The sequence below is a fragment of the Lysinibacillus sp. G1-3 genome (assembly GCF_056322905.1).
This window is the reverse complement of record NZ_JBWHYQ010000025.1, coordinates 1-24,646: the sequence shown is the minus strand read 5'-3', so window position 1 is coordinate 24,646 and position 24,646 is coordinate 1. Positions and strand designations below refer to the sequence as shown.

Annotated in this window: 27 protein-coding genes; 11 read left to right on the top strand and 16 right to left on the bottom strand. The window is 36.8% G+C overall.

Annotated features, from left to right (window positions below):
• The first annotated feature begins 26 nt into the window (after positions 1-26).
• Entirely contained in the window at positions 27-1,490 is a 1,464-nt protein-coding gene (locus ACVYAD_RS21920; protein ID WP_476427945.1) for a TcaA 3rd/4th domain-containing protein, read from the top strand.
• A 44-nt stretch (positions 1,491-1,534) separates the two neighbouring features.
• Here ACVYAD_RS21920 and fur read toward each other — a convergent pair whose 3' ends face one another.
• From fur to ACVYAD_RS21905, 3 genes are all read right to left on the bottom strand, one after another.
• Complete coding sequence (gene fur, locus ACVYAD_RS21915) at positions 1,535-1,999, bottom strand: ferric iron uptake transcriptional regulator (protein ID WP_079560689.1); 465 nt, start codon at positions 1,997-1,999, stop codon at positions 1,535-1,537.
• A gap of 259 nt (positions 2,000-2,258) precedes the next feature.
• Positions 2,259-2,771 (bottom strand): hypothetical protein, encoded by a 513-nt coding sequence (locus tag ACVYAD_RS21910; RefSeq protein ID WP_079560687.1) that lies wholly within the window; start codon positions 2,769-2,771, stop codon positions 2,259-2,261.
• A gap of 73 nt (positions 2,772-2,844) precedes the next feature.
• Complete coding sequence (locus ACVYAD_RS21905) at positions 2,845-3,381, bottom strand: NUDIX domain-containing protein (protein ID WP_476427944.1); 537 nt, start codon at positions 3,379-3,381, stop codon at positions 2,845-2,847.
• A gap of 76 nt (positions 3,382-3,457) precedes the next feature.
• Between ACVYAD_RS21905 and ACVYAD_RS21900 the strand changes: the two genes are divergently transcribed.
• Together ACVYAD_RS21900 and ACVYAD_RS21895 are read left to right on the top strand one after the other, a co-directional pair.
• Positions 3,458-4,357 (top strand): aldo/keto reductase, encoded by a 900-nt coding sequence (locus ACVYAD_RS21900; protein WP_386829348.1) that lies wholly within the window; start codon positions 3,458-3,460, stop codon positions 4,355-4,357.
• On the top strand, positions 4,354-4,824 hold the full coding sequence (locus tag ACVYAD_RS21895; protein WP_476427943.1) for a VanZ family protein: 471 nt from the start codon (positions 4,354-4,356) through the stop codon (positions 4,822-4,824). Before ACVYAD_RS21900 ends, ACVYAD_RS21895 begins: the two co-directional genes overlap by 4 nt.
• Before the next feature lie 27 nt (positions 4,825-4,851).
• Here the strand turns inward: ACVYAD_RS21895 and ACVYAD_RS21890 are convergent, their stop codons facing one another.
• From ACVYAD_RS21890 to ACVYAD_RS21880, 3 genes are all read right to left on the bottom strand, one after another.
• Positions 4,852-5,355 (bottom strand): GNAT family N-acetyltransferase, encoded by a 504-nt coding sequence (locus ACVYAD_RS21890; RefSeq protein ID WP_476427942.1) that lies wholly within the window; start codon positions 5,353-5,355, stop codon positions 4,852-4,854.
• A 729-nt stretch (positions 5,356-6,084) separates the two neighbouring features.
• A complete protein-coding gene (locus ACVYAD_RS21885; RefSeq protein ID WP_197143970.1) occupies positions 6,085-6,351 on the bottom strand; it encodes a YqkE family protein in 267 nt (88 codons plus the stop codon).
• Positions 6,352-6,374: 23 nt separating this feature from the next.
• Positions 6,375-7,559, bottom strand: a complete 1,185-nt coding sequence (locus ACVYAD_RS21880) for an acetyl-CoA C-acetyltransferase (protein WP_476427941.1) — start codon at positions 7,557-7,559, stop codon at positions 6,375-6,377.
• A gap of 256 nt (positions 7,560-7,815) precedes the next feature.
• Here ACVYAD_RS21880 and ACVYAD_RS21875 point away from each other — a divergent pair, with 256 nt between their 5' ends.
• Positions 7,816-8,787 carry an alpha/beta hydrolase gene (locus ACVYAD_RS21875; protein WP_476427940.1) on the top strand — a complete coding sequence of 324 codons (972 nt, stop codon included), beginning with the start codon at positions 7,816-7,818 and terminating at the stop codon, positions 8,785-8,787.
• 348 nt (positions 8,788-9,135) lie between these two features.
• Here ACVYAD_RS21875 and ACVYAD_RS21870 read toward each other — a convergent pair whose 3' ends face one another.
• The 3 genes from ACVYAD_RS21870 to sirA all read right to left on the bottom strand — a co-directional run bounded on the left by ACVYAD_RS21870 (position 9,136) and on the right by sirA (position 10,548).
• Positions 9,136-9,639, bottom strand: coding sequence for an S-ribosylhomocysteine lyase (locus ACVYAD_RS21870; protein WP_476427939.1), 504 nt, complete (start codon positions 9,637-9,639; stop codon positions 9,136-9,138).
• Between the two features lie 162 nt (positions 9,640-9,801).
• Positions 9,802-10,020 carry a YneF family protein gene (locus tag ACVYAD_RS21865; RefSeq protein ID WP_049668607.1) on the bottom strand — a complete coding sequence of 73 codons (219 nt, stop codon included), beginning with the start codon at positions 10,018-10,020 and terminating at the stop codon, positions 9,802-9,804.
• 102 nt (positions 10,021-10,122) lie between these two features.
• Positions 10,123-10,548, bottom strand: coding sequence for a sporulation inhibitor of replication protein SirA (gene sirA / locus ACVYAD_RS21860; protein WP_053483154.1), 426 nt, complete (start codon positions 10,546-10,548; stop codon positions 10,123-10,125).
• A gap of 272 nt (positions 10,549-10,820) precedes the next feature.
• Here sirA and ACVYAD_RS21855 point away from each other — a divergent pair, with 272 nt between their 5' ends.
• From ACVYAD_RS21855 to ACVYAD_RS21835, 5 genes are all read left to right on the top strand, one after another.
• Positions 10,821-11,174, top strand: a complete 354-nt coding sequence (locus tag ACVYAD_RS21855) for a lmo0954 family membrane protein (protein WP_349659625.1) — start codon at positions 10,821-10,823, stop codon at positions 11,172-11,174.
• Between the two features lie 15 nt (positions 11,175-11,189).
• Positions 11,190-11,828 carry a PspA/IM30 family protein gene (locus ACVYAD_RS21850; RefSeq protein ID WP_349659626.1) on the top strand — a complete coding sequence of 213 codons (639 nt, stop codon included), beginning with the start codon at positions 11,190-11,192 and terminating at the stop codon, positions 11,826-11,828.
• A gap of 112 nt (positions 11,829-11,940) precedes the next feature.
• Positions 11,941-12,624 carry a cell wall-active antibiotics response protein LiaF gene (liaF, locus tag ACVYAD_RS21845; protein ID WP_476427938.1) on the top strand — a complete coding sequence of 228 codons (684 nt, stop codon included), beginning with the start codon at positions 11,941-11,943 and terminating at the stop codon, positions 12,622-12,624.
• Positions 12,621-13,658: a sensor histidine kinase gene (locus ACVYAD_RS21840; RefSeq protein WP_349659628.1), complete on the top strand. Its 1,038-nt coding sequence runs from the start codon at positions 12,621-12,623 to the stop codon at positions 13,656-13,658. Before liaF ends, ACVYAD_RS21840 begins: the two co-directional genes overlap by 4 nt.
• Positions 13,633-14,265 carry a response regulator transcription factor gene (locus ACVYAD_RS21835; RefSeq protein WP_349659629.1) on the top strand — a complete coding sequence of 211 codons (633 nt, stop codon included), beginning with the start codon at positions 13,633-13,635 and terminating at the stop codon, positions 14,263-14,265. The genes ACVYAD_RS21840 and ACVYAD_RS21835 overlap by 26 nt, the downstream gene beginning before the upstream one ends.
• 52 nt (positions 14,266-14,317) lie before the next feature.
• Here ACVYAD_RS21835 and ACVYAD_RS21830 read toward each other — a convergent pair whose 3' ends face one another.
• The 5 genes from ACVYAD_RS21830 to ACVYAD_RS21810 all read right to left on the bottom strand — a co-directional run bounded on the left by ACVYAD_RS21830 (position 14,318) and on the right by ACVYAD_RS21810 (position 18,813).
• Complete coding sequence (locus ACVYAD_RS21830) at positions 14,318-14,977, bottom strand: HAD family hydrolase (protein ID WP_476427937.1); 660 nt, start codon at positions 14,975-14,977, stop codon at positions 14,318-14,320.
• A 20-nt stretch (positions 14,978-14,997) separates the two neighbouring features.
• Positions 14,998-15,984: a serine hydrolase domain-containing protein gene (locus tag ACVYAD_RS21825; protein WP_476427936.1), complete on the bottom strand. Its 987-nt coding sequence runs from the start codon at positions 15,982-15,984 to the stop codon at positions 14,998-15,000.
• 183 nt (positions 15,985-16,167) lie between these two features.
• Positions 16,168-18,162: a transketolase gene (gene tkt, locus ACVYAD_RS21820; protein ID WP_349659632.1), complete on the bottom strand. Its 1,995-nt coding sequence runs from the start codon at positions 18,160-18,162 to the stop codon at positions 16,168-16,170.
• A 226-nt stretch (positions 18,163-18,388) separates the two neighbouring features.
• On the bottom strand, positions 18,389-18,526 hold the full coding sequence (locus ACVYAD_RS21815) for a hypothetical protein (RefSeq protein ID WP_476427935.1): 138 nt from the start codon (positions 18,524-18,526) through the stop codon (positions 18,389-18,391).
• 53 nt (positions 18,527-18,579) lie between these two features.
• Positions 18,580-18,813 (bottom strand): DUF896 domain-containing protein, encoded by a 234-nt coding sequence (locus ACVYAD_RS21810; protein WP_079560654.1) that lies wholly within the window; start codon positions 18,811-18,813, stop codon positions 18,580-18,582.
• A 908-nt stretch (positions 18,814-19,721) separates the two neighbouring features.
• Here ACVYAD_RS21810 and ACVYAD_RS21805 point away from each other — a divergent pair.
• Positions 19,722-21,182, top strand: coding sequence for a serine hydrolase domain-containing protein (locus tag ACVYAD_RS21805; RefSeq protein WP_476427934.1), 1,461 nt, complete (start codon positions 19,722-19,724; stop codon positions 21,180-21,182).
• Between the two features lie 201 nt (positions 21,183-21,383).
• Here ACVYAD_RS21805 and ACVYAD_RS21800 read toward each other — a convergent pair whose 3' ends face one another.
• Positions 21,384-21,977, bottom strand: a complete 594-nt coding sequence (locus ACVYAD_RS21800; RefSeq protein ID WP_476427933.1) for a hypothetical protein — start codon at positions 21,975-21,977, stop codon at positions 21,384-21,386.
• 366 nt (positions 21,978-22,343) lie between these two features.
• Here ACVYAD_RS21800 and ACVYAD_RS21795 point away from each other — a divergent pair, with 366 nt between their 5' ends.
• A complete protein-coding gene (locus ACVYAD_RS21795; RefSeq protein WP_476427932.1) occupies positions 22,344-23,579 on the top strand; it encodes an IS110 family RNA-guided transposase in 1,236 nt (411 codons plus the stop codon).
• Between the two features lie 175 nt (positions 23,580-23,754).
• On the opposite strand, the gene ACVYAD_RS21790 is transcribed toward ACVYAD_RS21795, so the two are convergent.
• A complete protein-coding gene (locus ACVYAD_RS21790) occupies positions 23,755-24,315 on the bottom strand; it encodes a DUF7018 domain-containing (lipo)protein (RefSeq protein WP_476427931.1) in 561 nt (186 codons plus the stop codon).
• Between the last annotated feature and the right edge of the window lie 331 nt (positions 24,316-24,646).

Here is a 24,646-nt window from a genome sequence, read left to right as displayed (position 1 = left end):
TATATTTACAAAAAAGGAGTTTTATAATGCGCGAATGTCAGAGTTGTGGAAAACAAGTAATATCGAACGAGAAATTTTGTTTAGAATGCGGTACTAAACTCTCACCTACTCGTTCTGAGGAATCAGAAATTATAGCAAACGTCCCAAAACAACAAACCTATTTCTCAGAAACATCCCACAAAAAAGAACCTATGAGCACAACAAAAAAGGTTATCATTAGTAGTATTTTTGCTATACTAGCATTGCTAATCGGTGGGCATTTTATTATTAAAAGCCAGATAGACCCTAAAAAACAGCTAGCTGATCTGAACAATTATTTTTCTGATGAAAATTATGAAAAATTCGCCCAATCATTCCGATTTCCTGAAGATACAATCATTGATAATAAAGCATTTTATAATTATATGAAGGATCAAAATTGGACAAAGAATATTAATCCTATGTTAGAGGAAAATTTGAATGAATATATGGAAAAAGGATATACCGAACCTGTAACAAATAAGGATGATTCGAAACTAATTACGATAAAAGAAAACAATTTCTTAATATTCTACAAAAAATATACATTTGATATTCAACCAATTGAATTAAGTGTACATACTATTAGTCCTGTTAAACTTGACGCAAAATTTAAATTAGGAGAATTGGTTTCTACTGATTTATCTGATGAAACAGAAAAAATCGGTAAGTTCGCCCCTGGAATTTACAATTATAGTTTAGCGTTAAAAGATGAATATTTTCAAAATGAAATTAAAGATCAGCTAATAATTTCTAATAATGAAGATAACAAAAAAATGCTTTCAATAGATCTTGCAGATTATCAGGTACATCTTACATCTGATATTGAAGATGCAATTGTATTTATCAACGGAAAAAGTACGGGAAAAAAAGCACAAGATGTTAAGCTTTTCACTGCAAAACTAGATGATTCTGTTAAAGTACATGCTGTTAAAAAAGGACAAGATGGTCAAGAAGAGAAATCCGAAATAATAACATTAAATAATCCGCAACATCATCTTCAATTTGGCTCTATACAGACTAAACAAAGAGCTGAAGCAGAAAAAAAAGCAAACCAACAAGCATTGCAAACTTTCCTTTCTGAATATGAAGACGTGGCTCGCTCCCTCTTCTATGATTTTCGTAATAACTACAAGTACGCTTTAGATAATGCTGATTTTAGTTATGTTCAGGATTATTTTTTAGAGGGTACACAAATACGAAGAGATTACAGTAAATTCGTAACGGATCATATCACATTTGATTACTATTCCTATGATTTCAAGTCTAATATGATTGACAAGGTATATGCTACGGATCCATCCACAATCATTCTTGATTCGACGGAAATTTTTGATTTTTACCTAACAGAAGATGGTACTTGGTCATACCAGCGCGAAAAACGTTACACAATGAAACTATCAAATAATAGATTACTGATTACAGACATCCAAGACCGTTCAAAAGTTATTAAAACTAAAATTTCAGATTAAAAAAACGTCCCAAAAAGTCATAAAACTTTTTGGGACGTCTTTTTTTACTTTTCTTCTGATACTTCGTCGTTTTTATCATGACAGCGCCAGCAAATGCCGTGGAAAGTTAATCGGTGGTCCTTTATAATAAAATTCCAACGTCTTTCAACAACGGCTTCCACGTCTTCAAGTAAATCTTCCTGAATTTCATCAACCGCACCACATTCGATACAAACAAGATGATGGTGGAAATGCGCAGCTCCCTCTTGGCGTAAATCATAGCGCGAAACGCCATCGCCAAAGTTGATTTTGTCGACAATTTTGAGCTCAGTTAGTAATTCTAACGTTCTATAGACAGTCGCTAGACCAATTTCTGGTGCTTTTTCTTTTACTAAAAGGTAAACATCTTCTGCACTTAGGTGGTCTTCCTCGTGCTCAAGCAGTACAGCAACTGTTGCTTCTCGCTGCGGCGTCAGCTTATAACTAGCACTATGCAACTGTTTTTTTATACGATCTATTCGGCTCTCCATGTGACGCCCCCCTAAACTCTTCCCATTATACCAAAGTAATAAATCCTATTACAAGGTAGTGAGTAGATTTCGAATTTGCTTTTGTATGTTTTTACCTGACGAGCAATTATGCCTCGGCATAATTGCGTCCAGAGGCTTTGGGCCAACGTGATGTTGGTCACTCAGTCGTCGCACAGGTCGTGGCGTTCTTAGACTGAGTTCCTCTAGCAGGTTTTATGACACCCGCTGAAAGAAGTTAAATTCCCGTGAATTGTATCTATTATTTAATTACATAAGAAATAACAATAAACTCAGCCACTATTATGATGAAAAATGCGAAAAAATTCAACAAAATTGTCCGACCATGTATCATTTTTCCGATTTTTCTTTTTGACCAAGCTGGTACAAGTAAATTACATAGGACTAGCAACAATATACAATAGATGAGCTGAAATGGAAACCACCAAATCGTATAAACCCAGAAAGCTTCAAGTTTTTGTAATAAAAAAACCGAGCTAAAGCCAAAAAAGGTTGCACGTATCGCCACTGTAACACGTACTAAAACCTTCAGGAGACTATGTGTTGCAAGCAATAGTATAAGAGCGATTGAAACAGCAACAGGTAACACTAAACGAAATAGAGAATGCCTGTCCCCATTTATTAAACGAGGCTCTATAAATGAAATAAAAGGCTCCGCATTCGGCCCACCAATAATATGAAATAAGATAACGCCACAAACGAAACTCACCGCAATAATAGATGCGTGATAAAATATAGACACCGTACGAGACATAAACATGCTCCTTTTCTATCAAGGTTTGTACAGCTTATGCTCGTCCGCTTCTATTATGCAAAAGATTATTATCTTATTGTGCTGCAAGCCAAAGTACTGCAAACGCTGTTTTAGCGTCGTATATACGCTCATCTGCAACCATTTGCCCCGCCTCTTCCAACGAAACTTCTACTAATTCGACAAATTCATCCTCATCTAGATCTGCTTTGTTTTCAATTTTGTATAAATCTTTTGCTACAAATAGATGGATGATCTCATCTGCGAAGCCCGGAGATGTTGAAAACGCTTGTAAATACGTTAAGCTTTGTGCACCGTAACCTGTTTCTTCCTCCAGTTCACGTCGCGCCGTCACAATCGGCTCCTCACCAGGTTCAAGCTTACCAGCTGGAATTTCAACAATTGAACGTTCTAAAGCTTTGCGATATTGCTCCACTAATACTAACTTTCCTTCATCGGTAATAGCAATAACTGCCACTGCACCAGGATGCTTTATAATTTCTCTTTTTGCAACATTACCATTCGGTAAAGTGACATCGTCAACTTGTAGTTTCACAATTTTCCCGTCATAAATGGGTGTAGTCTTTGTCGTTTTTTCTTCAAACTTTTTCATTGACTATAACCTCGCTTGTTCTTCAGATATGTTCATTGTACCATTACAAGTAGAGAAATCGAAGGAGGGTATTGGTATGAAAAAAAGACAGCTTGGCTCAAGTGACTTGTTTATTTCAGAGATTAGTTTAGGGGGCATGTCTCTTTCGACAGATAAGATAAAGGCTTCTAAAATCGTCGATATGGCATTAGATGCAGGCATTAATTACATCGATACAGCCGATTTATATGATTTTGGGGCAAATGAAGAAATGATCGGCGCTATTTTAGGAAAGCGCCGTCAAGATGTTATAGTCGCGTCGAAAGTGGGTAATCGATGGACAGAAGGCGTAGAAGGTTGGCATTGGGATGCATCTCCGTCTTATATAAAGGAGGCTTTACATGCTAGCTTAAAACGTCTAGGTACTGATTATATTGATGTTTACCAATTACACGGCGGTACAATAGAGGACGATTGGGATGGAATTATCGACACTTTTGAAAATTTGAAAAAGGATGGATTAATTCGAGAATATGGTATTTCCTCTATTCGCCCAAATGTACTAAAGCGTTTTTTACCAGCAAGCTCTGCAAAAAGTGTCATGATGCAATATAGTGCTTTAGATCGTCGTCCAGAGGAATGGCTCGACTTTATCGCAAATGAAGGGGCTTCCGTTGTAACGCGTGGGACTGTTGCAAAGGGTTTACTAACGAATAGTTGGAAAGAACGTTTACAGCGTGTCAATGGCTTTAACACTTACACAGCGGACGAATTAACAGCAACATTAACAGGTTTAGCTTCACATTATGACGATTTACATGCACTAGCAATCGCCTTTAATCTAAAGGAATCTACTATCGCCTCAACAGTAATCGGTGCAAGCTCACAAGAACAGCTAGCGCAAACACTAGTTGCCTATGAAAAAATTGATTCGATAATAGATTTTAAAGCTATCAAAGAGCTAACGAAAGCCGAACAATATATGGATCACCGATGAAAAAATGGCTTATCTTAATCGTATTTTTAGTAGTACTTGCGATTTCCTCCAGTATGACCTATGAGCAACAGTCTATTATTCCTGAGTTGGAGCAGATATTAGTAAATAAGCCGTTTGAAAAGCAATTATCTGTTTTAAAAATACCATATTGGGATACAGTTGTTTCCGTTGAAGAGCGTGGTTACTTTAAGTTTGTAGAATTTTTAATTCGGAAATTCACGCATTTTGCTGGATTCGGCTGTATCGCACTTGGCATTTACTTTGTATGGGGAAAACGTCGGTTCGCCGCAGGAGTCGCTATTGCCGGGACAGCTATTATTGCAATTCTTGATGAGCTACGTCAAAGCTTCACTCCCGGACGCACGATGAGCGGACAGGATGTTATTTTGGATACCGCTGGAGCAATTGTATTTGTTGGGATTGTAGTGCTGGTGAGGAAGATTTTTAAAAGACAAAGGACGCGTTAAAAGCACCCTTTGTCTTTTAGTATGATGTTATACGAATTTCCAGAAATATAATTCTTCAGATTCTGAATATAACGTTGCACCTGCTTTTTGTAATACTCTATGGGAGGCAATATTATTTTTATCAGTGTCAGCAATCACATACTTAACATTAGATTGACTAAGTAACCAATCTTTCATCAGCCTAACAGTTTCCGTCATGTATCCCTTTCCCTGATACTGTGGAAATGTATAATATCCGATTACGACTTCACCTTGCTCATTCGGTAGACCTTTTAACATAATGCCACCAACGATACAGTTTTTTTCTTTCGATACGATTACCCAATTCGTGTACCAAATATAATTTTCTTGATCTTCTAATACTTTTGATAGTCTAAACATCAAAGCTTGCCTTAGTTCTTCATCAAGAAAAACTTCATTACTACTCACTGACAGTTCTATTTCCAATGTCTTTTCTTCATTAATTAGTAATTCTAAACACTTTGCGTTTAATGGGATTAGTCTTAATCTTTTCGTGCTTATTTCAATCATTTTTTCTCTCCTATCTTAGATTTATCTAAAACTATTAAGAGATATATGTATTGGCAGCGTCTCCCGTTTTTTATTTTTCAAATAAATTTTGATCTAATCACCATAGAGTAGGCTTGATTTCCGTTCCGGCTGGGCGCTTTTATTCAGCCTCCACTACAATCAACATATTACACGGCAATTTGCTTATAAAATGAAATATCCAACTTTTAGTCAGTAAAGCAATAATAGAGAAATTATAATTTATCTATTAAGAAGTAATAAATTCTCCTAATCGAGATCGTACAATAAAATTGAAAACGATTCCGATTTTGCTTAAATCGCATTCATTTCACTACCTACACTTTTAGTCAAAAGGCATTGGTAGCTGACTTTCACTTTCACTACGAAACACATGTTGAAGTAAACCTTACGAAAGTGTTTGATTGTCGAAGTTGTTACAACAGCATATAAGTAAGAAGAGGGAGCAATTTAAAATGAAACAAGTCCAATTAAACTCTCCTGAATTTAATCGTGTACTTAAAAATTTACAGAGCATCACATCCGGGATTTATCGAAACAAAATCGCTCTTTATCGAAACTATTTGAGCTTTTATCGAAACAAAATCTCATTTTATCGAAACTTTTTGGGCTTTTATCGAAAAACAAGCTCTTTCTAGCAAAGAAATCAGTAATGTTCCGATAAAACATAAAAACAGTGAATCCACATGCATTTGGATTCACTGTTTCTCTTTAGAATTTCGAGCCTTTATCGCCGTATTCGTTTAGTAGTTCTTCAAACGATTTGTTTTTTTCGCGTTGCTTGCGCTCAAAGGCTAGCTTTGCTTGACGCTCTTCTTCAGCAGCTTGTTCTTTCACTGTTAAATCTTGCTTTGCAGCTTTTAATTTGGCTAGCACATCACCGCCTAGCTGATCGGCTAATGTCACTGCCTCCTGCTTTGGTAGACTAGCTGTTATGCTACTATCTACGCGTTGCTGTTGTTTTCGTTTTTTTCCCATTGCATTTCACCTTCTTATTCACTTCAAGGGCGCTTGACAATTGTTGCCACACCTTGCCCACCACCGATACATAGCGTTGCGAGACCTGTTTTTGCATCACGCTTTTCCATCTCATGTAACAGCGTTACTAAAATACGTGCTCCACTTGCACCAATTGGATGACCAAGGGCAATTGCTCCCCCGTTCACATTTAGTTTATCATGATTAAAGCCTAGTTCGCGATCTACAGCAATCGATTGAGCTGCAAAAGCTTCATTCGCTTCAATTAAATCTATAGTTTCTAATGTTACATCAGCCTTTGCTAACGCTTTCTTTACTGCCGTTACTGGGCCTGTTCCCATAATGGCTGGGTCAACACCTGCGCTTGCATTTGCTGTAATTAATGCCATTGGTCGAATGCCTAGCGCTTCCGCTTTTTCTTTCGACATGACAACGACTGCCGCTGCGCCATCATTAATGCCCGATGCATTTGCAGCTGTCACAGAACCATCCTTTTTAAAGGCAGGACGTAGTTTAAATAGTGACTCAGCTGTAACGCCTTGACGCGGGAATTCATCCTTATCAAAAACAATAGGATCTCCCTTGCGCTGAGGAATTTCAACCGCTATGATTTCATCGTTAAACTTTCCTGCTGTAATTGCCGCTTCTGCACGCTGTTGTGAACGTGCTGCAAAGGCGTCTTGTTCCTCACGAGAAATCTCATAGACATCACATAAATTTTCAGCTGTAACGCCCATATGATAGTCATTAAAGGCACACCATAAACCGTCATGAATCATCGTATCTACTACTTTTTGATCCCCCATGCGGAAGCCTTCTCGTGCATTTTTTAATACATACGGTGCTTGGCTCATATTTTCAAAGCCACCTGCAACGACAATATCCGCATCCCCAGCTAAAATGGCTTGCGTCGCTAAGTGAACAGCTTTTAGTCCTGATCCACATACTTTATTAATTGTTAATGCTGATACTTCATGTGGTAAACCTGCTGCAATTGCTGCTTGACGAGCTGGATTTTGTCCAAGTCCAGCTGACAAGACATTCCCCATAATGACCTCGTCAACTTGTTCACCTGCTACACCAGCACGTGCTAATGCTTCTTTAATAACTATGCTCCCTAATTTTGTCGCTGGTACGTCCTTTAATGTTCCTTGAAATGAACCAATAGCTGTACGTACTGCACTTACTATTACTACCTCATTTGTCATAAACATTCTCCCCTTTTCCCCGTTCAAAAATGAACACTGCATGCATATGCTACTAGCAGATATATCTATTTTAACAAATATTTTGACGATTTTCGATAATAGAAATAATCGCAGTTTTGCCAAAGATATTGTAAAATGTTGACGTGTTTTAAACAATCTCAGTTGGGAACATTACAATTAAACAATGTGCATGCATACGAAAGATGTCGTTTGTATGCCTAGACAACAAAAGAAACAGGACGTGGAGGTGTTAATAATGAAAAAGAAAATGCTTTTATTTTCAGGTATAACGACGACGCTTGCCGCAGCAGCAACAGGTCTGTTTGGTTTCGCGCTCTCCAATAAATTAATGTTCATTAAGCAAAAGGATCCTGAATTTGTTCGTGAACGTGAAACGACTGCAAAACGTTTTGACGAAGCTTGGTACAATAAAAATTTAAAATGTGAATTAAATATTGACTCTCCAAATGGCTATACGATTCGCGGTATTATGTTTCAGCCTTTGGAAACAAACAATACCATCATTATTTGCCATGGCGTAACGGAAAATAAAATTAACTCTGTCAAGTACGCTCGACTTTTTGAACGGCTTGGATACAATTCCGTTATTTTTGACCATCGTAGGCATGGGGAAACAGGTGGGAAAACGACTAGCTACGGCTATTATGAAAAAAATGATCTTGACGCAGTTGTCAAAACTGTCCAGGCAATGATTGGTGAAGATGCTCTTCTTGGTATTCATGGTGAATCGATGGGTGCCGCAACAATGCTCCTATATGCAGGAACTGTAGAGGACGGTGCGGATTTCTATATTTCTGATTGTGCGTTCTCTGATTTTTCAATGTTGTTAAAACAAATTGCGAAAACAGAATTTAAATACGGTTCGATTATTCCTATTCGTTTTGCCGATTTCTTCGTCCGCTTGCGAGACGGTTATTCCTTTAAAAGTGTGACTCCTTCTGAGGCTGTGTCAAATATTAAAAAGCCTGTACTCTTTATCCATAGTATCCCTGACACATTTATTCCAGCTTCCATGTCATTGGATTTATACAATAAAAAAACTGGACCTAAGAAGCTACAGCTGTTTGATAATGGTGCTCATGCTCAATCCTTTAATGAAAATATGGCTGAATATGAGGATTTAATCCATGATTTTTTAGAAAACTTCATCTACCAAAAAATTAATCGTGATTCTTCTTCGTCCAATGTCATTCCATTTCATTTTTAGTTGTGTCAATAGGTTTCATTTTAAAGTATAGTTCTTCTGCAAAAAGTAGGGTTGATTTCCGTTCCGTGGGCGCTTTGTTGTTGCCACTTCGCTTTCGCACAGACAGAGCTTCCTGGGAGCGTCCGATGAGCCGCTTTGCTGCGCTCCAATCAACCAATTCACATAGCATGTCTCTTTAATTTATAGCGATAGTACAAACATCAACACTGTATCCGTGTGAAAGCAAAGCAGCACGATTCTCACAAACATCATGAAAAACCATGCAATAATGCACTACACCTCCAATTGTTAAATGGTCTAACAATTAGGGTGCAGTGCATTCATTTCACGCAAGGTTTTTTAATTTTTTTATTCTGCAAAAACAATATGCCATTCATCGCGTTTTGCTAAAAATTCTTTAGCTAACGCTTGTGCACCCTCTAGACTGTGGCTAGCTGCCCAGCCGCATTGCACTTCATTGCACGCTGGAACTGCAGTGGCTTTTGTTACATCTGTAAATGTTTTTTCTAAAATATTCAATAAGTCTTCGTAATCATTGTGATTGATTAGTGATACATAAAAGCCCGTTTGGCATCCCATTGGACTGAAATCAACAATATGATCAGAGTAATTGCGGATAATGTCTGCCGATAAATGCTCTAAGGAATGTAATGCAGGCATTTGCATATGCTCTTTATTAGGCTGTTTAAAACGAATATCATATTTGTACACTTCATCGCCATTTTTTCCTGATTTAACACCTGCTAAACGTACATATGGCGCTTTTACTTTCGTATGGTCTAAATCAAAGCTTTCAACATTTGTTTTTTCTGTCTGCAATGCACACAACTCCTTTAAATAGAATATTTCCATTATAACGAGTTTTCCGATAGAATTATATGCTTTTTACAAATTATTTATATTATTCGTAAAAATCGATTTAATTCGAATATTCAACTTGTGGTAGATACCACTAAAAAAACTTAAAAAAGCAACTGGCCCAGGCTTGGACTAGTTGCTTTTTAAAAATTCCAATTATTTTTGGAATTTATTCATTTGTGACATCATTTGGCGTACTTGCTTTTCAGACGGCGTACGACCCATCTGCGCCATCATCATACGAATCATTTGCTCGTTAATCGGTGGGTTTTCTTTTAAATATTTCATCATAGCTTGACGAGCTAAAAAGAACCCAAGTGCTGCGCCCGCTGCTAATGCGATAATTACAATAATAATCCAGCCCCATGTAGGCATACAACCAACCTCCTCCACTACAATATATACCGAGAAAAAAACTCTCCACGCTCCATTATACACCAAATATTAGCGTGTTACTATATATTGTAGTGAATTTTCCTAATGCATTGTATACTTCATTGGCTTTAGCCACCCACACTCATTATCTTGTTTATTAAATGCAATAAAGCGTTCGCTCATCTTTGCAAGCATTTGGAATAGATCCAAATCAAGCATCCGTGAACCCTCACAATAGACACAAATTTTGCGTTCCACTAAATAAATAGCCATTTTTCCTTTTATAGGATGTTCTAAAAATAATGCATTACGAGCTCTCTCTAAATGTGCATACTTGGAATCTAGTTGCGCCTCTAGCATCGTAGCTATCTCATCGAAGCGAACGGTTTCACATATATATGCGAGTTCTTTTAAGGATTTCTCGTTAGCGTCTTCACAGCCTTGCATCATTTCTAACAACTTACGCTCTCTGCCGAAAATAAACGTTAAATGCTCTTCTTTTATTTTATATATGGAATAGGTTCTCACTAGAAATCCTCCTTCGCTCATTTCTTTTTCATAAGTATAGCTCATCCAAACTCTTTAATTTGTCAAAAGAAGGAGGCATTCATCTTCTATTTTTGTCGAAAACTTTCTACTTTCAGTTCTATTAATTACATTATGGCTAATTGCAATTTCGTTTTTTATAGTACTTAGAATACTCTCAGCCTCAAGACCTAGAGTAAAATCAATTTCCAGTCCGTTTTAGCAAAGCGCGCTAATAGGTAATATAAAGGTATCAACGAAAGGAGCTAGAACATATGAGAAAATTTTTTCTACTAATAGGAGGCTTTATCGCAGGATGTGTTGCACTCGCTTTAACTGGACCGCTTGCAGGGCTACTATTTTCAGGATTATTTGTAGCACTCGGTATGCACTTCTACACTGCGAGTAAATCGTCATTCGGCAAAATCTTATGGGTTACAGTAGGTCTGATAGGTGTTCTATCAGCAATATCTAATATCCCAGCAATGATTGGTTTAGCAGCAATCGCTGTCATCTACGTTATCTATAAAAAATGGAACAACGAAGATGTAAAAATCCCAACAATTGAAGCTAAAGAAGAAGATCCGTTTACTAACTTTGAAAAAGAATGGTCTAACTTAACAAAATAAAAGGAGCGAATTAACATGAACTTATTTCAACGTTTTAAATATACAATAGAGGCAGACTTGCATCATTTATTTGATAAGAAAGAACAAAAAAATCCAATTGCGATGTTAAACCAATACATTCGCGAAGCTGAAAAACAAACAGAGCAAACTGGAAAATTATTAGAACGTCAAGGTCAATTAAAGGAAAAACTAGAGCAGGAATTTAAGCAAAATGCAGATTTACTAGCTAAACGTGAAGCTCAACTTAAATTAGCGACTACTAGCGGTGAGCAAGATTTAATCGATTTTGCTACGGATGAAGTAGCTGCTTACACAGCACGTAACAATATATTACAAACTAGTATTGAAGCAAGCACACGTGAATACTTCGAACTAGAACGCAAATTTGAAACGATGAAACACAAAATTAAAGATATGAAAGTACGTCAATTACAGCTTATGGGCAAAGAAAATGTCACACGCGCTCACCATCAAATGGACGGGATGATTGCTAAAAACAATAAAACCAATTTTGAAGATTTAGAATCATACATCGATAAGCTTGCTTACCAAATCGACAAAGATCATGAAATAACATCTTTCGAAACTCGTCTTGCACAGCTTGAAAAAAATGTCGCAGAAGATAACGCACCACTGCTAATTGAAAATAAATAACATGTTATAATAAAAAGAAATGCGCCGTATTTAGAGGCGCATTCTTTCACGTTTTGAAATAGAGGGACCCATTCCCTCTCTTATACTCTTAGTAGAAAGAAGGGTGACCCTCTTGCAAAATTTCACAACTAATAAGCTCACTTTTTGGGTACTATGCTTCTTTTTACTCGTTTTTGTCGAGCTCACAATTTTTAATAACGGTGGCGCCTTTTGTCTATTGATTGGAGTAGGACTTCTTTATTTAAGTTTCTCGAAAAAAAATCGTTTCTTTAAATGGACGGGAATTTTCTTTATTTCGATTGCACTCTTTACGATGTGGAGTTTACGCTTATTTATCGTCATTATTCTTTTATATATGCTCTATCAATACTTGCAAAGAGAAAACACGGCCAAAGTTGTTGGTGCGGAGCTTTTCGAAAAGCTTCCTGCTACAAAAAGTGAATTATTCGGGACATTAGCGGCACCAGTAGAAGCTTATAAATGGCAAGATGTCCAAATACAACGACTTGCAGGCGACATTACGATTGATACAACACAAACAATTTTACCTACCGGCACAAGTATTATTACGATTCGACAAGGGATTGGTAAGGTACAAATTTATATCCCATATGAAATTCCATTCCGCTTACACTATACAACATTGTTTGGTGAATTAAAGTGCCTACATGTTGGTCCACAACGTATACTCAATGAAAGTGTAAGTTTCTCAGATGGAAACCCTGAGGATGCAAAGCGTACCCTTGTTATACATGTTGCAACATGGCTTGGGGACTTGGAGGTGCTACGCAAATGATTGCCTTTATCTCAAGAATATTTACCCTACTTTTTATTTTGATGAGTGCTGCATTCGGCCTCCTTGTCGTTGTTTGGGGCGAGCCAAACGAGAAGACATGGGAGCCCTTATGGCAACAGAATTATAATAATATTCCACTCGGTGGTTTTATTGTCGTTATTCTTTTTGCGCTTAGTTTAATGATTGCAAGCTGGATTAGTATGACTGCTCGTGCTAGAGAGGCTCAGGCAACCCGTATCGTGAAACAGTTAGTTGAACCGGATTTTGTCTTACCTAAAAAGCAACCTTTACCAAAACCCTTGAAGAAAGCTTTAGTTCAAACAAGTGAATTAATTGATACGCAACGAAAAAGCTTACAACGCTTATCGAATGAACGTGCAGAAGCTAATGATAAAATTATTCAAGAACGTATTGTTGCTGAACGTCAACGTCTTGCTCGCGAGCTCCATGATTCAGTATCACAGCAATTATTTGCAGCTTCGATGTTACTTTCAGCCTTAACCGAAACCGATGAAAATGCTACGAGCTTAAAGCAGGTCGAAAAAATTGTGCAACAGGCACAGCTTGAAATGCGTGCATTATTATTACACTTACGCCCAGTTGCTCTGCATAATAAAACGCTGGCACAAGGTCTTGAGGAACTAATTATTGAGCTACAGCAAAAGGTATTTTTTCATATTGAATATGAACTTGAAGAAATGTCGTTATCCAAAGCGGAAGAGGATCATTTATTCCGTATTGCACAGGAAGCATTATCGAATACGCTACGTCATGCCAAAGCGAGCGAAGTTGAGTTATTGCTCGTTGCCCGCGATGATTTAGCAATTTTGCGTATTCAGGACAATGGCCTCGGCTTTGATGTCGAAGCCGATAAATCTACTTCTTATGGTCTACAAAACATTGCTGAACGTGCGGTAGAGATAGGCTGTATGTACAAAATTGTTTCAGTGCCTGGGGAAGGTACAATTGTAGAGGTGAAAATCCCTTTACAAAAGGAGGTTGAAGTGAATGATTCAAGTGTTAATAGTGGATGACCATGAGATGGTGCGTATCGGTGTATCTGCCTATTTGTCAGCACAACCAGATATCACCGTTGTAGGTGAAGCTGAAAATGGCAAAGAGGCAGTGGAACGCGCTCTCGCCTTGCGTCCAGATATTATTTTAATGGACAATGTAATGCCCGTCATGACAGGAGCTGAGGCGACAGCTGAAATTTTAGCAGCATGGCCAGAAGCAAAAATTATGATGGTGACAAGTTTTTTAGATGATGACAAAGTCTATCCTGCATTAGAGGCTGGTGCAGTCAGCTATATTTTAAAAACGTCAAATGCAAAGCAAATCGCCGATGCCATTCGTAAAACAATGGGTGGCGAAACTGTTTTAGAGCCAGAAGTAACATCAAAAATGATGCATCGTATGCGCCATGGCTCTAGTACCCCACTGTATGAGCAGCTTACCGATCGTGAAATGGAAGTATTATTGCTTATGGCTCAAGGCAAAGCAAATCAGGAAATCGCCGATGAACTATTCATTGCATTAAAAACTGTAAAAACACATGTCAGCAATATTTTAGCGAAACTCGATGTTCAAGATCGCACGCAAGCGGTTGTCTACGCTTTTCAAAACGGTCTAGCGAAGTGAGATTTTCCAAAAAATACGAAACTGCATTTCTACCAATGCAGTTTCGTATTTTTTACCCTAATCTATTAAAAATTTCTTGAAGCTCGTTTACACTGTTAACTATGTATGTTGCTTGTACATCCGTTAATTCGTCAAGTGAGCCATAGCCATAAGTAACACCGATCGAATCAATTTGATTTTCATGTGCCCCTACAATATCGTATTTACGATCACCAATCATAATAAATTGATCGATATTGACTTCATCAAATTGTTCGCGTACGAATGCGATAACTTCTCCTTTAGCTGAACGTGTACCATCTAAATTACTACCTGCTACGAGGTCAAAAAAATCTTCTAGATTGAAATATTGTAAAATTTTTTCTGCAAATACAGTTGGCTTAGATGTAGCGATCGCTAACTGATATCCCTCTTTCCGTAAATATTCTAATAATAAGGATATATTTTGATACAATTTATTCTCATACATGCCGATTTGGATAAATCGTTCACGGTAATAGGCAATCGCTTGCTGAATTTGAACATCATCCAATCCATATATTTCTCGAAATGATACTTGTAAAGGCGGCCCAATAAACGTTTCAAGTTTATTTAAGTTTTCTTCAACTATACCAATTTTTTGTAAAGCGTATTGGACAGATTTCGTTATCCCTACTTTAGGATCAGATAGTGTGCCGTCTAAATCAAATAAAACAATGCTATACTTTTTCATACCTAGCTCTCCTTTTATTTTTATAGAATTGATTGATACACTGTTGAACCAAAATCATGAATATCCTTAATATAATCAAAACCTTTAGGTGAACCAAAGCTATTAAATCCACGAACTGCCGTAATATTTTTATTTGGAATTACCAATATTGCAACACTTGTGTAACCAAGTAGTTGAAAGCTTCCTTGTGGCAATACTGGGCTTAACTCTGTATTCCCCTCTCTTTGTTGAGGCTGAACAAACCAGAAAAAACCATTAGTTGGTAGATTCTTTGGTTTAGAAATAGGAGATTGAATTGTCGTCATTAGCTGTATGATTTCTTCAGGTATCATTTGTTTTCCATTCATTCTCCCTTTATCAAGAAGCACTTGTCCCCACTTAGCTAGCTCTCTTAAAGAGCTATACATATTCATTTTGCTGCCATCACAAACATCGCTTTTATACCAAAATGGACTATCATTATGTATTACTTCTACATGTTGTTCCCATTTTTCACTAAACCAATTTGTCTCAGTAAAAGACAATGTCTGAAATATTTGCTCATTTACAATTTCTGCAATAGTTTTTCTAGTGACCTTAAAAATAACTTTGGCAAGTAATTCTACATTGATATCTCGATATGCCCAGTTATATCCTGCTTTAAATTCTTTCATTACTTTTTCATTTTGTAGACGCAAACCGTGAGTATGTGTTAGAAGGTGTCTAATCGACACATCTGCAAAGACTTTTTCATCTTTTAAATAATCACTTAATTTATCATCTATTGAGGCAATATAGTTATGATAAATCGCATATGCTACAGCAAATCCTACATAAGTTTTGCGAACTGAAGCAAGATGAAAAAGAGTATGTGGACCTACCCTCATCGCGTCTTTTTGTCGCCCTTGTACACCAAAATATTCTTCTAGTATAGTTTGACCCTGTTTATAAATAATGACTCCGCCACCTGTACAATCTAATTCTGAAAAAGTTCCCTTTACTTGTGTAACTATATTTTGTAGCTTCATTTAAAAACACCCCTTTTGCGAACATCATTAAAATATTCTAAAAACTCATACTATCATTGTATATCAATTGGGAAATAACACCACAATAGTTTATGTCCCTTAATCGAATCCTTTTAACGCGAAAAAATACCGCAACACTCAGTGGAGATTTAACCCTTACTGAGTATTGCGGTATTTAATAAATTATAGAGCTTTAACCTTCGCTACAACATTTTCTACTGTGAATCCGTATTTTTCCATTACTAATTCACCTGGTGCAGAAGCGCCGAACTTGTCAATTGCAAGAACGTCCCCTTCAAAACCAGTGTATTTATGCCAGCCGAATGATGCGCCCATTTCGATTGCTAAACGTTTTGTTACAGCTTTTGGAAGAACAGATTCTTTATAAGCTGCGTCTTGTTTTTCGAAGCGATCCATAGATGGCATTGAAACAACTGCCACATCCACGCCTTCAGCTTTTAGTGCTTTTTGTGCTTCAACTGCAAGTGAAACCTCAGAGCCTGTTGCAATTAAAATGGCATCCGCCACTTCTTTTGTAGCAGGAGATACTGTATAAGCACCTTTTGTAACACCTTCACGCACTGTATCAATAGATGCGTCAAGAACAGGTAAGTTTTGACGAGATAATACTAAAACAGTTGGTGTTTTTTCAGATGCTACTGCTAGCTCCCATGCAACTGCTGATTCATTTGCATCAGCTGGACGAACAACAGATAAATTAGGCATTGCACGTAAAGATGCAAGGTGTTCGATTGGTTCGTGTGTTGGACCATCTTCCCCTACAGCAATTGAGTCATGTGTAAATACATAAGTAACAGGAAGACCCATTAATGCAGAAAGACGTACAGCTGGACGAACATAATCAGAGAATACGAAGAATGTACCACCGAATACGTTTAGACCACCATGAAGTGCCATACCGTTCATAGCAGCACCCATTGCAAATTCACGTACACCGAACCAAATATTACGGCCAGCATAATCATCTGCAGAGAAATCTCCAGCGTCTTTCATCGTAGTTTTGTTTGACCCAGCAAGGTCAGCTGAACCACCGAAGAATGATGGTGTTTTCTTCGCAATTGCATTGATTGCATCTCCAGAAGAAGAACGAGTTGCTACTGATTTACCTGCTTCATAAACTGGTAATTCTGAAGCGAAATCTTCCGGTAATTGACCATCCATTGCGTTTTCAAATTGCGTCGCTAATTCTGGGAACTCTTGCTTATATGCTTCAAACTTAGCATTCCAAGCTTCTTCAGGTTGTGCACCTTGAACTTCAGCAGCTGCTGCAAATGTATCATAGGCTTCAGCAGGAATTTGGAATGGCTCGTGCGCCCATTCATAAGCAGCTTTTGTTAAAACGACCTCATCTTGACCAAGTGGTGCACCGTGAGAAGCAGCTTTACCTGATTTGTTTGGTGAACCAAAACCGATAACAGTTTTCACTTCGATAATTGTTGGCTTGCCAGTTGATTTTTTAGCTTCTTCGATAGCTGCGTTAATTGCTTCAACATCTGTACCATCAGCAACTTTTAAATAGTTCCAGCCATAAGACTCAAAACGCTTTTGAACATTTTCTGAGAATGATTTTTCTAAATCACCATCTAAAGAAATATCGTTTGAATCGTATAAAACGATTAACTTTTCAAGTTTTAAGTGACCAGCTAAAGAGATAGCTTCAGCTGCTACACCTTCCATTAAATCGCCATCGCCACAAAGTGCAAATGTATAGTGATCAACGATGTCATGTCCAGGTTTATTGTAAGTAGCTGCTAAATGGCGTTCAGCCATTGCCATACCAACTGTCATAGCAATACCTTGACCTAGAGGACCTGTTGTTGCCTCTACCCCTACAGTATGACCATATTCAGGATGTCCTGGAGTTAATGAATCCCATTGACGGAAGTTTTGAATTTCTTCCATTGGTAAACCGTAGCCCCCAAGGTGAAGTAGGCTGTATAGAAGCATAGAGCCATGACCTGCAGAAAGTACAAAACGATCGCGGTTATACCATTTTGGATTAGCCGGATTATGGCGAAGTTGTTTTGTCCAAAGCGTATAAGCCATTGGCGCTGCCCCCATCGGTAAACCTGGGTGACCTGAGTTTGCTTTTTCAATTGCATCGATTGACAAAGTTCGGATAGCATTAATCGCTAGTTGATCCGCATGTTGAGTCATTATTTTGTGACATCCTTTCTCGTCCTATATATTGTTCTTATACAGTTTAGTCAACATTGCTTCAGAAAACAATATTTTTGTTATACTATTTATGTTTTATTACATACTTTATCTTTATTCAGTAGAAATATTTATTTTAAGTTTAATATTTTCACAGCAGTGAAACCGTATGAGACTAACTGAATAAAGATAATGCCTCCGGCGGATGTTCGGATTTTGAAAGGAATTAATATAAGGTTGTTAGCATAAAACCTTCGCGTCCTGCGAAAACGGCTAACTGACCTGCATCGGTAAAAACGCCACGTCCTGTGGCATTACCGAAATGACCGACATCGTGTCGGCCCTCGTGCAAGCCTAAGCACATTTCAAAATCCAGACGCTATTACGCCGAGGCGTAATTGATTTAAATGTGACACATTAATTTAGAAATTTATTTTTTTTCGCTTGTTTAACTTTTTCTGGTGTTACATCATTTCCTTCAGCATCTACCACTTTTACGTTTTCAATTGTATCACGCATCGTTGCTCTAAATGTATCTAGGTATTCCTTACGAAGCGCTGTTCGTTCTTTAGCTTCTGCCTCTGTTAATGTACCATTTTTAGACTTAGCAGAAAGTTCATTGATTCGGTTAATTTTTTCTTTTGATAACATAATTACACACCTTTCAATACATATCTTAATGAATATGGTATGCAAAGTATAGCATGTATTCCCTGAAAATGCAGTAATACCAACCTTTCAAGGATCACTTTATTCTTTAAAGTAGTGCAATCTAAGTTTGCACTGTTAACTGATAATTTTCCGGGTGCTTTAAACATTCTACTATTTGAATACGTTTATCAATGGTTATTTTTCTCCCTTTAGTCATAGCTTTGTTCATTCCTTTACCTAATTCTTTTAATTCACTATGACTAGAATACTTATGAATTCATTTTCGTAAAACACGTATTTTGCGAACATCTGTTAATACATAAATTCAATTTACGATTATTTTCCTACATTTTTCCTTAATCGATGTATATGGACAAGAACTTTTAGACACTGCCACAAACCAGCCTTCTTAGCATGAGGGTTTTAAAGCATTTTGATTCTTTGAACAAGAACTTTTAGACATTTTATTATGAACAGATGAAAAGACATAAAATTTAAATAGCTCTGTGTAAATGGTCACTAAAGGCAAATTAATATTTACGTTTTGTATTAAGAAATTAGTTTTTTTCTTTTTCAAATTATGCTCCGATTTCAGTACCTAATGTTGGTTTAGAAAAAAGTTTGATTATAAATACTCGAAACCCTTGATTTTACTGTATATAAAAAGCTGCCATTTTGAATAAGTAATGATCAAAATGACAGCTTTCTTTTGTTTTTAATAACTTTTTTTTAAAAAAGATTGATTATTTTAATTCTCCTTATTCCACTAAAGCACTCCGTTAGTTTAAGTGTAACTCTTCACAATTACTTGATATTATATAGGTAAGTAGAAATATAAATTAGAATTTAGTTTATAGTTATAAAAATAAGTTTTTTATACTCTTATAATTCTTCAAAAAGGAGAGTTTATGAAAAAGACTATTGTTTTTGTATTAACGATACTTATATTATTCTCGGGATTCGCAACACAAAGTTATGCGTTGTCAGATTCGAAATCTGTGGCAATACAAGCGTTGCTAGATGATGCCTCTCGTACATCAGGTGTGCCTGGAATGTCAATCTCAATACTTGCTAATGATGAAGTGTTCTACTTTTCTTCTGGGTATGCAGATCTTGAAAAGGGGTTGTCTGCAAGTGAAAATACACTCTATGAGTTGGCCTCGGTGAGTAAAGCTTTTACTGGTATGGGGATTCTGCTATTGGAAGAGCAAGGGCTGCTATCAATGACTGACCCTATCCAAAAATATTTACCTTGGTTTACGTTAAAGTATCAAGGTAAACCTGTTGATATGCAAAGCCTTACACTAAATAACTTCCTTCACCATACCAGCGGCTTAACAAATATTAGACATACTCAAAATATTCCACAAGGCAATACGCCTGATATGTTGCAAAAGACTGTGGAAACGCTGGTAGATGCTGAATTGGCGTTCTCTCCCGGTGAACAATATAACTATGGAACTGTTAATTATGACGTATTGGGTTTGGTTATTGAGATTGTATCACGACAAAGCTATGAAGACTTTATGAGGGAACAGGTATTTCTACCCTTAGGTCTTCACCAGACGTATGTTTATAAAGAAGATGCTCAAGCCACTGGACAGTTAGCACAGGGCTACCGTTCTTCCTTTTTCATAACAACTCCGTTTAACGCTCCGGATTATGCTGGGAATAAACCTGCCGGCTATATCATTTCTAATACAAAAGATATGGCGCGTTGGATGGGCATACAGATGGGTATCGTGCAGGACATACCCGAAATATTTCACAGGGTTATCGAAAAATCACATAGGGGTGATATGTCTGTTTCGGCTGTCAACGATATGTATTATGCGGCAGGTTGGTCGGTAAACGCCGAACAAACGTTTATAGAACACACTGGGGGTAATCCGAATTTTAGAACCGAAGTAGCCATACTGCCAAATGAACGAACAGCCATCTGCTTACTGAGCAACGGCGCAAATACCAATATAAACCTGGTACTAAAAGTTAAAGATATATTAGACGGCAATCTAACTCAGTCATATGAGATAAGCGGCACACAGCTTTTGGACATCATTTTGTCGTCTACCACAATTATTCTTTGCCTATTGGCCGTTCTGTTATTTCTCTTAGGATTAAGAAAAAGGAAAACGAATGAGCAGCAGCCAATGACAAAAAAGAGAACGATCGTAACAATTATTTTCCTAATCGCTACGATTGCCCAGTGTATAATGTTTTTTGCCTTCGATTGGTCAACGATACTTATTTGGCAAACATATAGTGTTCTTACAGCTTTGATTTCGTCAACATTATTAACAGCAAGCATTACTTGGTATATACTCACCGATAAGATGCCTCGCTCCGAAAATAAGTATAATGTTAAGTAATTAAATTCCAATTTATCAATATTCTTAATTTAAAAAACATAAGACACCTCGGTGTCTTCTTTAATGTCATCGACACTTCTCCTAGTTAAACCCACTTGCTATTTCTTCCACTAACCTGCCCCGTTAGTTCAATAAGAAAAAAAGAGCTGCCTATGCAACTCAATGATTTTCAAGTAAAGCACCCATTAGCACAACAACAATTTAGTCATTAAACATTTTTTCAATATTATTTAGTTCTATCTTTTCTTCTTCTGTACGATAATCGTTATATTCATTTTCAACAGTTATTCTTAACAGTCCATTCTGAAAGAATGATAACAATCTTCTTGCTTCATTAATCATCTTAGGTTTAATATTTTTTAATATTTCTCTCTTACAATCAATTTCGTTTTTATTCCATTTCTCTTTTTGATGTAATTTAGGAAGATTATCAATTCCAGTAACATAATTAAGCCCTAAATATCGAAGAAACGAATATCCACTGCAATAATCGTCGTATATCTGCTCTAAAACCTCTACTAAATCACCTTTTTCATAAATTATATTTTCTAATAGTGAAACAATCCGCATTTGTTCAAACTCACCAAATGGAATTTTAATTTCAATAACTTTCTCTAATTCATTTTTAATGTGCCTATTTCTATAATTCAAATCAAGTAGGTTGAAGTAAAAGTCACCACCATAAACCTTTTCAATTTTTGGTGTATTATAAAGCCATTCTTCGAATTCCGAAACGCTAATTAGCCCTTTATAAATTTTATAAAACTGCATTTGAATGTCCTTTTCATTGCTCACTCGCTTACTTCAACTCCTTAAATTCTAACTTCGCTTCTTCAACTCTTCTGCCCCGTTATTACAATAAGAAAAAAGAGCTGCATATGCAACTCGATGATCTTTAATTAAAGCACCCCGTTCGTATTATAAGGTCAGCCAGAGTAATCTGGTTGACTATTTTTTATTCAATTTATAGATTGATAGTAGCCGGGGTAGAACGGAAGCACCCGTGGCACTTGATCCCGACAACTAAACTGTTCGCCCTCTACTTGTTAACACATGATTAGGCTGGTTGGGACATAGTGATCCCGTATAACAAGCGAAGATATGAATAACAAGCTAGATAGAGGTTACCGGTCAATACACTACATGAGGAGGAGATAAACTATGAATCCAGTAGTAGGTCTGGATGTCGCAAAAGGTGAAAGTCAGGTTCAAATGTTCTTGGATAAAAAAATGCCCTATAAAAGCAGTGTGAAGATTGAACATACGGTGGGAGGACTTGAAGAGTTACACTCTTATTTACTAGATTTAGAGCGTCAAACAGGATTAAAACCACCTGTTGTATTGGAATCAACAGGTCACTATCATACCCCAGTTGTGCAATTTTTAGAAGCTAGAGAATATATTGTCATTATCGTAAATCCGCTCGTTTCATACCGAGCTAAAAGCTCTAGTTTACGAAAAACTAAAACAGATGTAATTGATGCCTATCACTTAGGCGAACTGTATTACAAAGAGGATTTAGAGCCGCAGAAAAAACGTGGTATTCGGCTTTTAAACCTTCGGCATCTAACAAGGCAACACGAAAATATGACGGGAATTATGGTTCAAACAAAGCTACAATTTCAAGCTGTATTAGATCAAGTTTTCCCTGAGTATAAAGGAGTTTTTGGTGATTTGTACGCAGAGATTTCATTAAGGACTTTACAGTCCTACCCTACATCTGAATTAGTACTAAACGCAGGTGTAGAAGAGATTGCACAATTTATTGATAAGCATTGTAAAGCACGTTCATTAAATTGGGCGCATGAAAGAGCTGAAGTATTAATAGTAGCTGCAGAACGCAACCCATTTCAGTCAACGCTTTATCAAAGCCTTCTCGTCAGTCTGAATATGTATATTGATTTACTTCAAGCTTACCGTCAACAACTTTCTACGTTAGAGCGTGAGATTGATCAATTGGCGGCACAACTCGAAGAATATGAATTAATCCAATCACTTCCCGGTGTAGGTGAAAAAATCGCGGCCACGATACTTTCAGAAATTGGGGAAATTGAGCGGTTTAATCATCCAAAAAAGTTAGTAGCCTTTGCGGGACTAGATCCCAGTGTGTTTGAATCAGGTCGCTTTAAAGGCACGAAAAATCACATTACAAAACGCGGCTCAGCTAGGCTTCGCCATATGCTTTATACAGCCGTTCGCTGTTCCATTCGAGATAGCCGTAAAAAGAAAACAACAGATGAAACTATTGCCCGAAACAAACGATTACGAGCCTTCTACGATTTAAAACGTGAGGAAGGAAAGCCGTATAAAGTAGCCATTATTGCTTGTGCTAATAAGCTTTTACACTGGATTTATGCGATTCTAAAAACGAAAGCACCATTCCAAGAAACTATTTAATAACAGCATTTTCAAATAAAACAAAAACCTTCCAAACTGAATGAGGAGGGTTATTTGTCTTGCGCACTTTTAGTATAACATGAAGTGTTTTTGGATTATCAATGTTTTTCTTGACATTCTATTAGCTGGTTTAGTTGAAGAACTAATTTTACGCATAACTCCCTTATAATTATCGTTAGCGGAAGTCATTTTCCGAATGTTCTTTCGTTAATTTCTCAAGTGCTTTAACATAAGCATCTTTGTTTTCCTTACTTAACTCACGCATCGCCCTTTTCCAATATTCCCCATCTACACCTGATAAATGTGGAGTACTTTTTCGTACAGCTTCTTGCATATTCGGTTTATCCTCTTTACTAGCGTCTTTAATAAACTTTGTTGCTTTTCTTGCATCTGTTACCCCTACTTGTATGTCTTTGTGAATGTCTTTGTATTTATCAGGAACTTTTATATATTCCATATTGTCTAAAATCTCATCCATCTTGTTTGCTGTTTTTAAAATATCTTTTTCTTTGTCTTTCATAGCTTTCATCGAGTTTACTATGAATATATCCTTCATGTATTGAAACTCTACTACTTGTTCACAAATATAATAGGGATACTGTTTCTCTGATATTACTGTTTTCATTGTTGATTTGCTTACCTGCTCAGTCTTAGGAGTAGACTCTTTATTTTCTACCGCACAACTTACTAATAATAGAATAGGTATTGCTAATGATACGAGTTTCGTTGCTTTCATTATATATCCTCCTTTTAGAAAGTATTGTAATTAATTAACATATTATACCATAACGTAAATTATAAATAATAGATATATAAAATTCCTATCATTTGAAAGAAGTGATTTGTCATAAATATTGGATGTATATTCAATACCTGTCAGGTTACATAACGCATCATTATCGGTAGCAAGAAAAAATTCTTTAATGAATGGAAAGTTCCTTCTTCAACTAAACTCCCTCTATAAACATTGATGTATCAACGGTTTCCGCCATTTCATGATGAAGAGAAAATATTTTTTCACTTCATTTACAAACAGTGTTTTGAATTTATTGTTATAATTTACAACT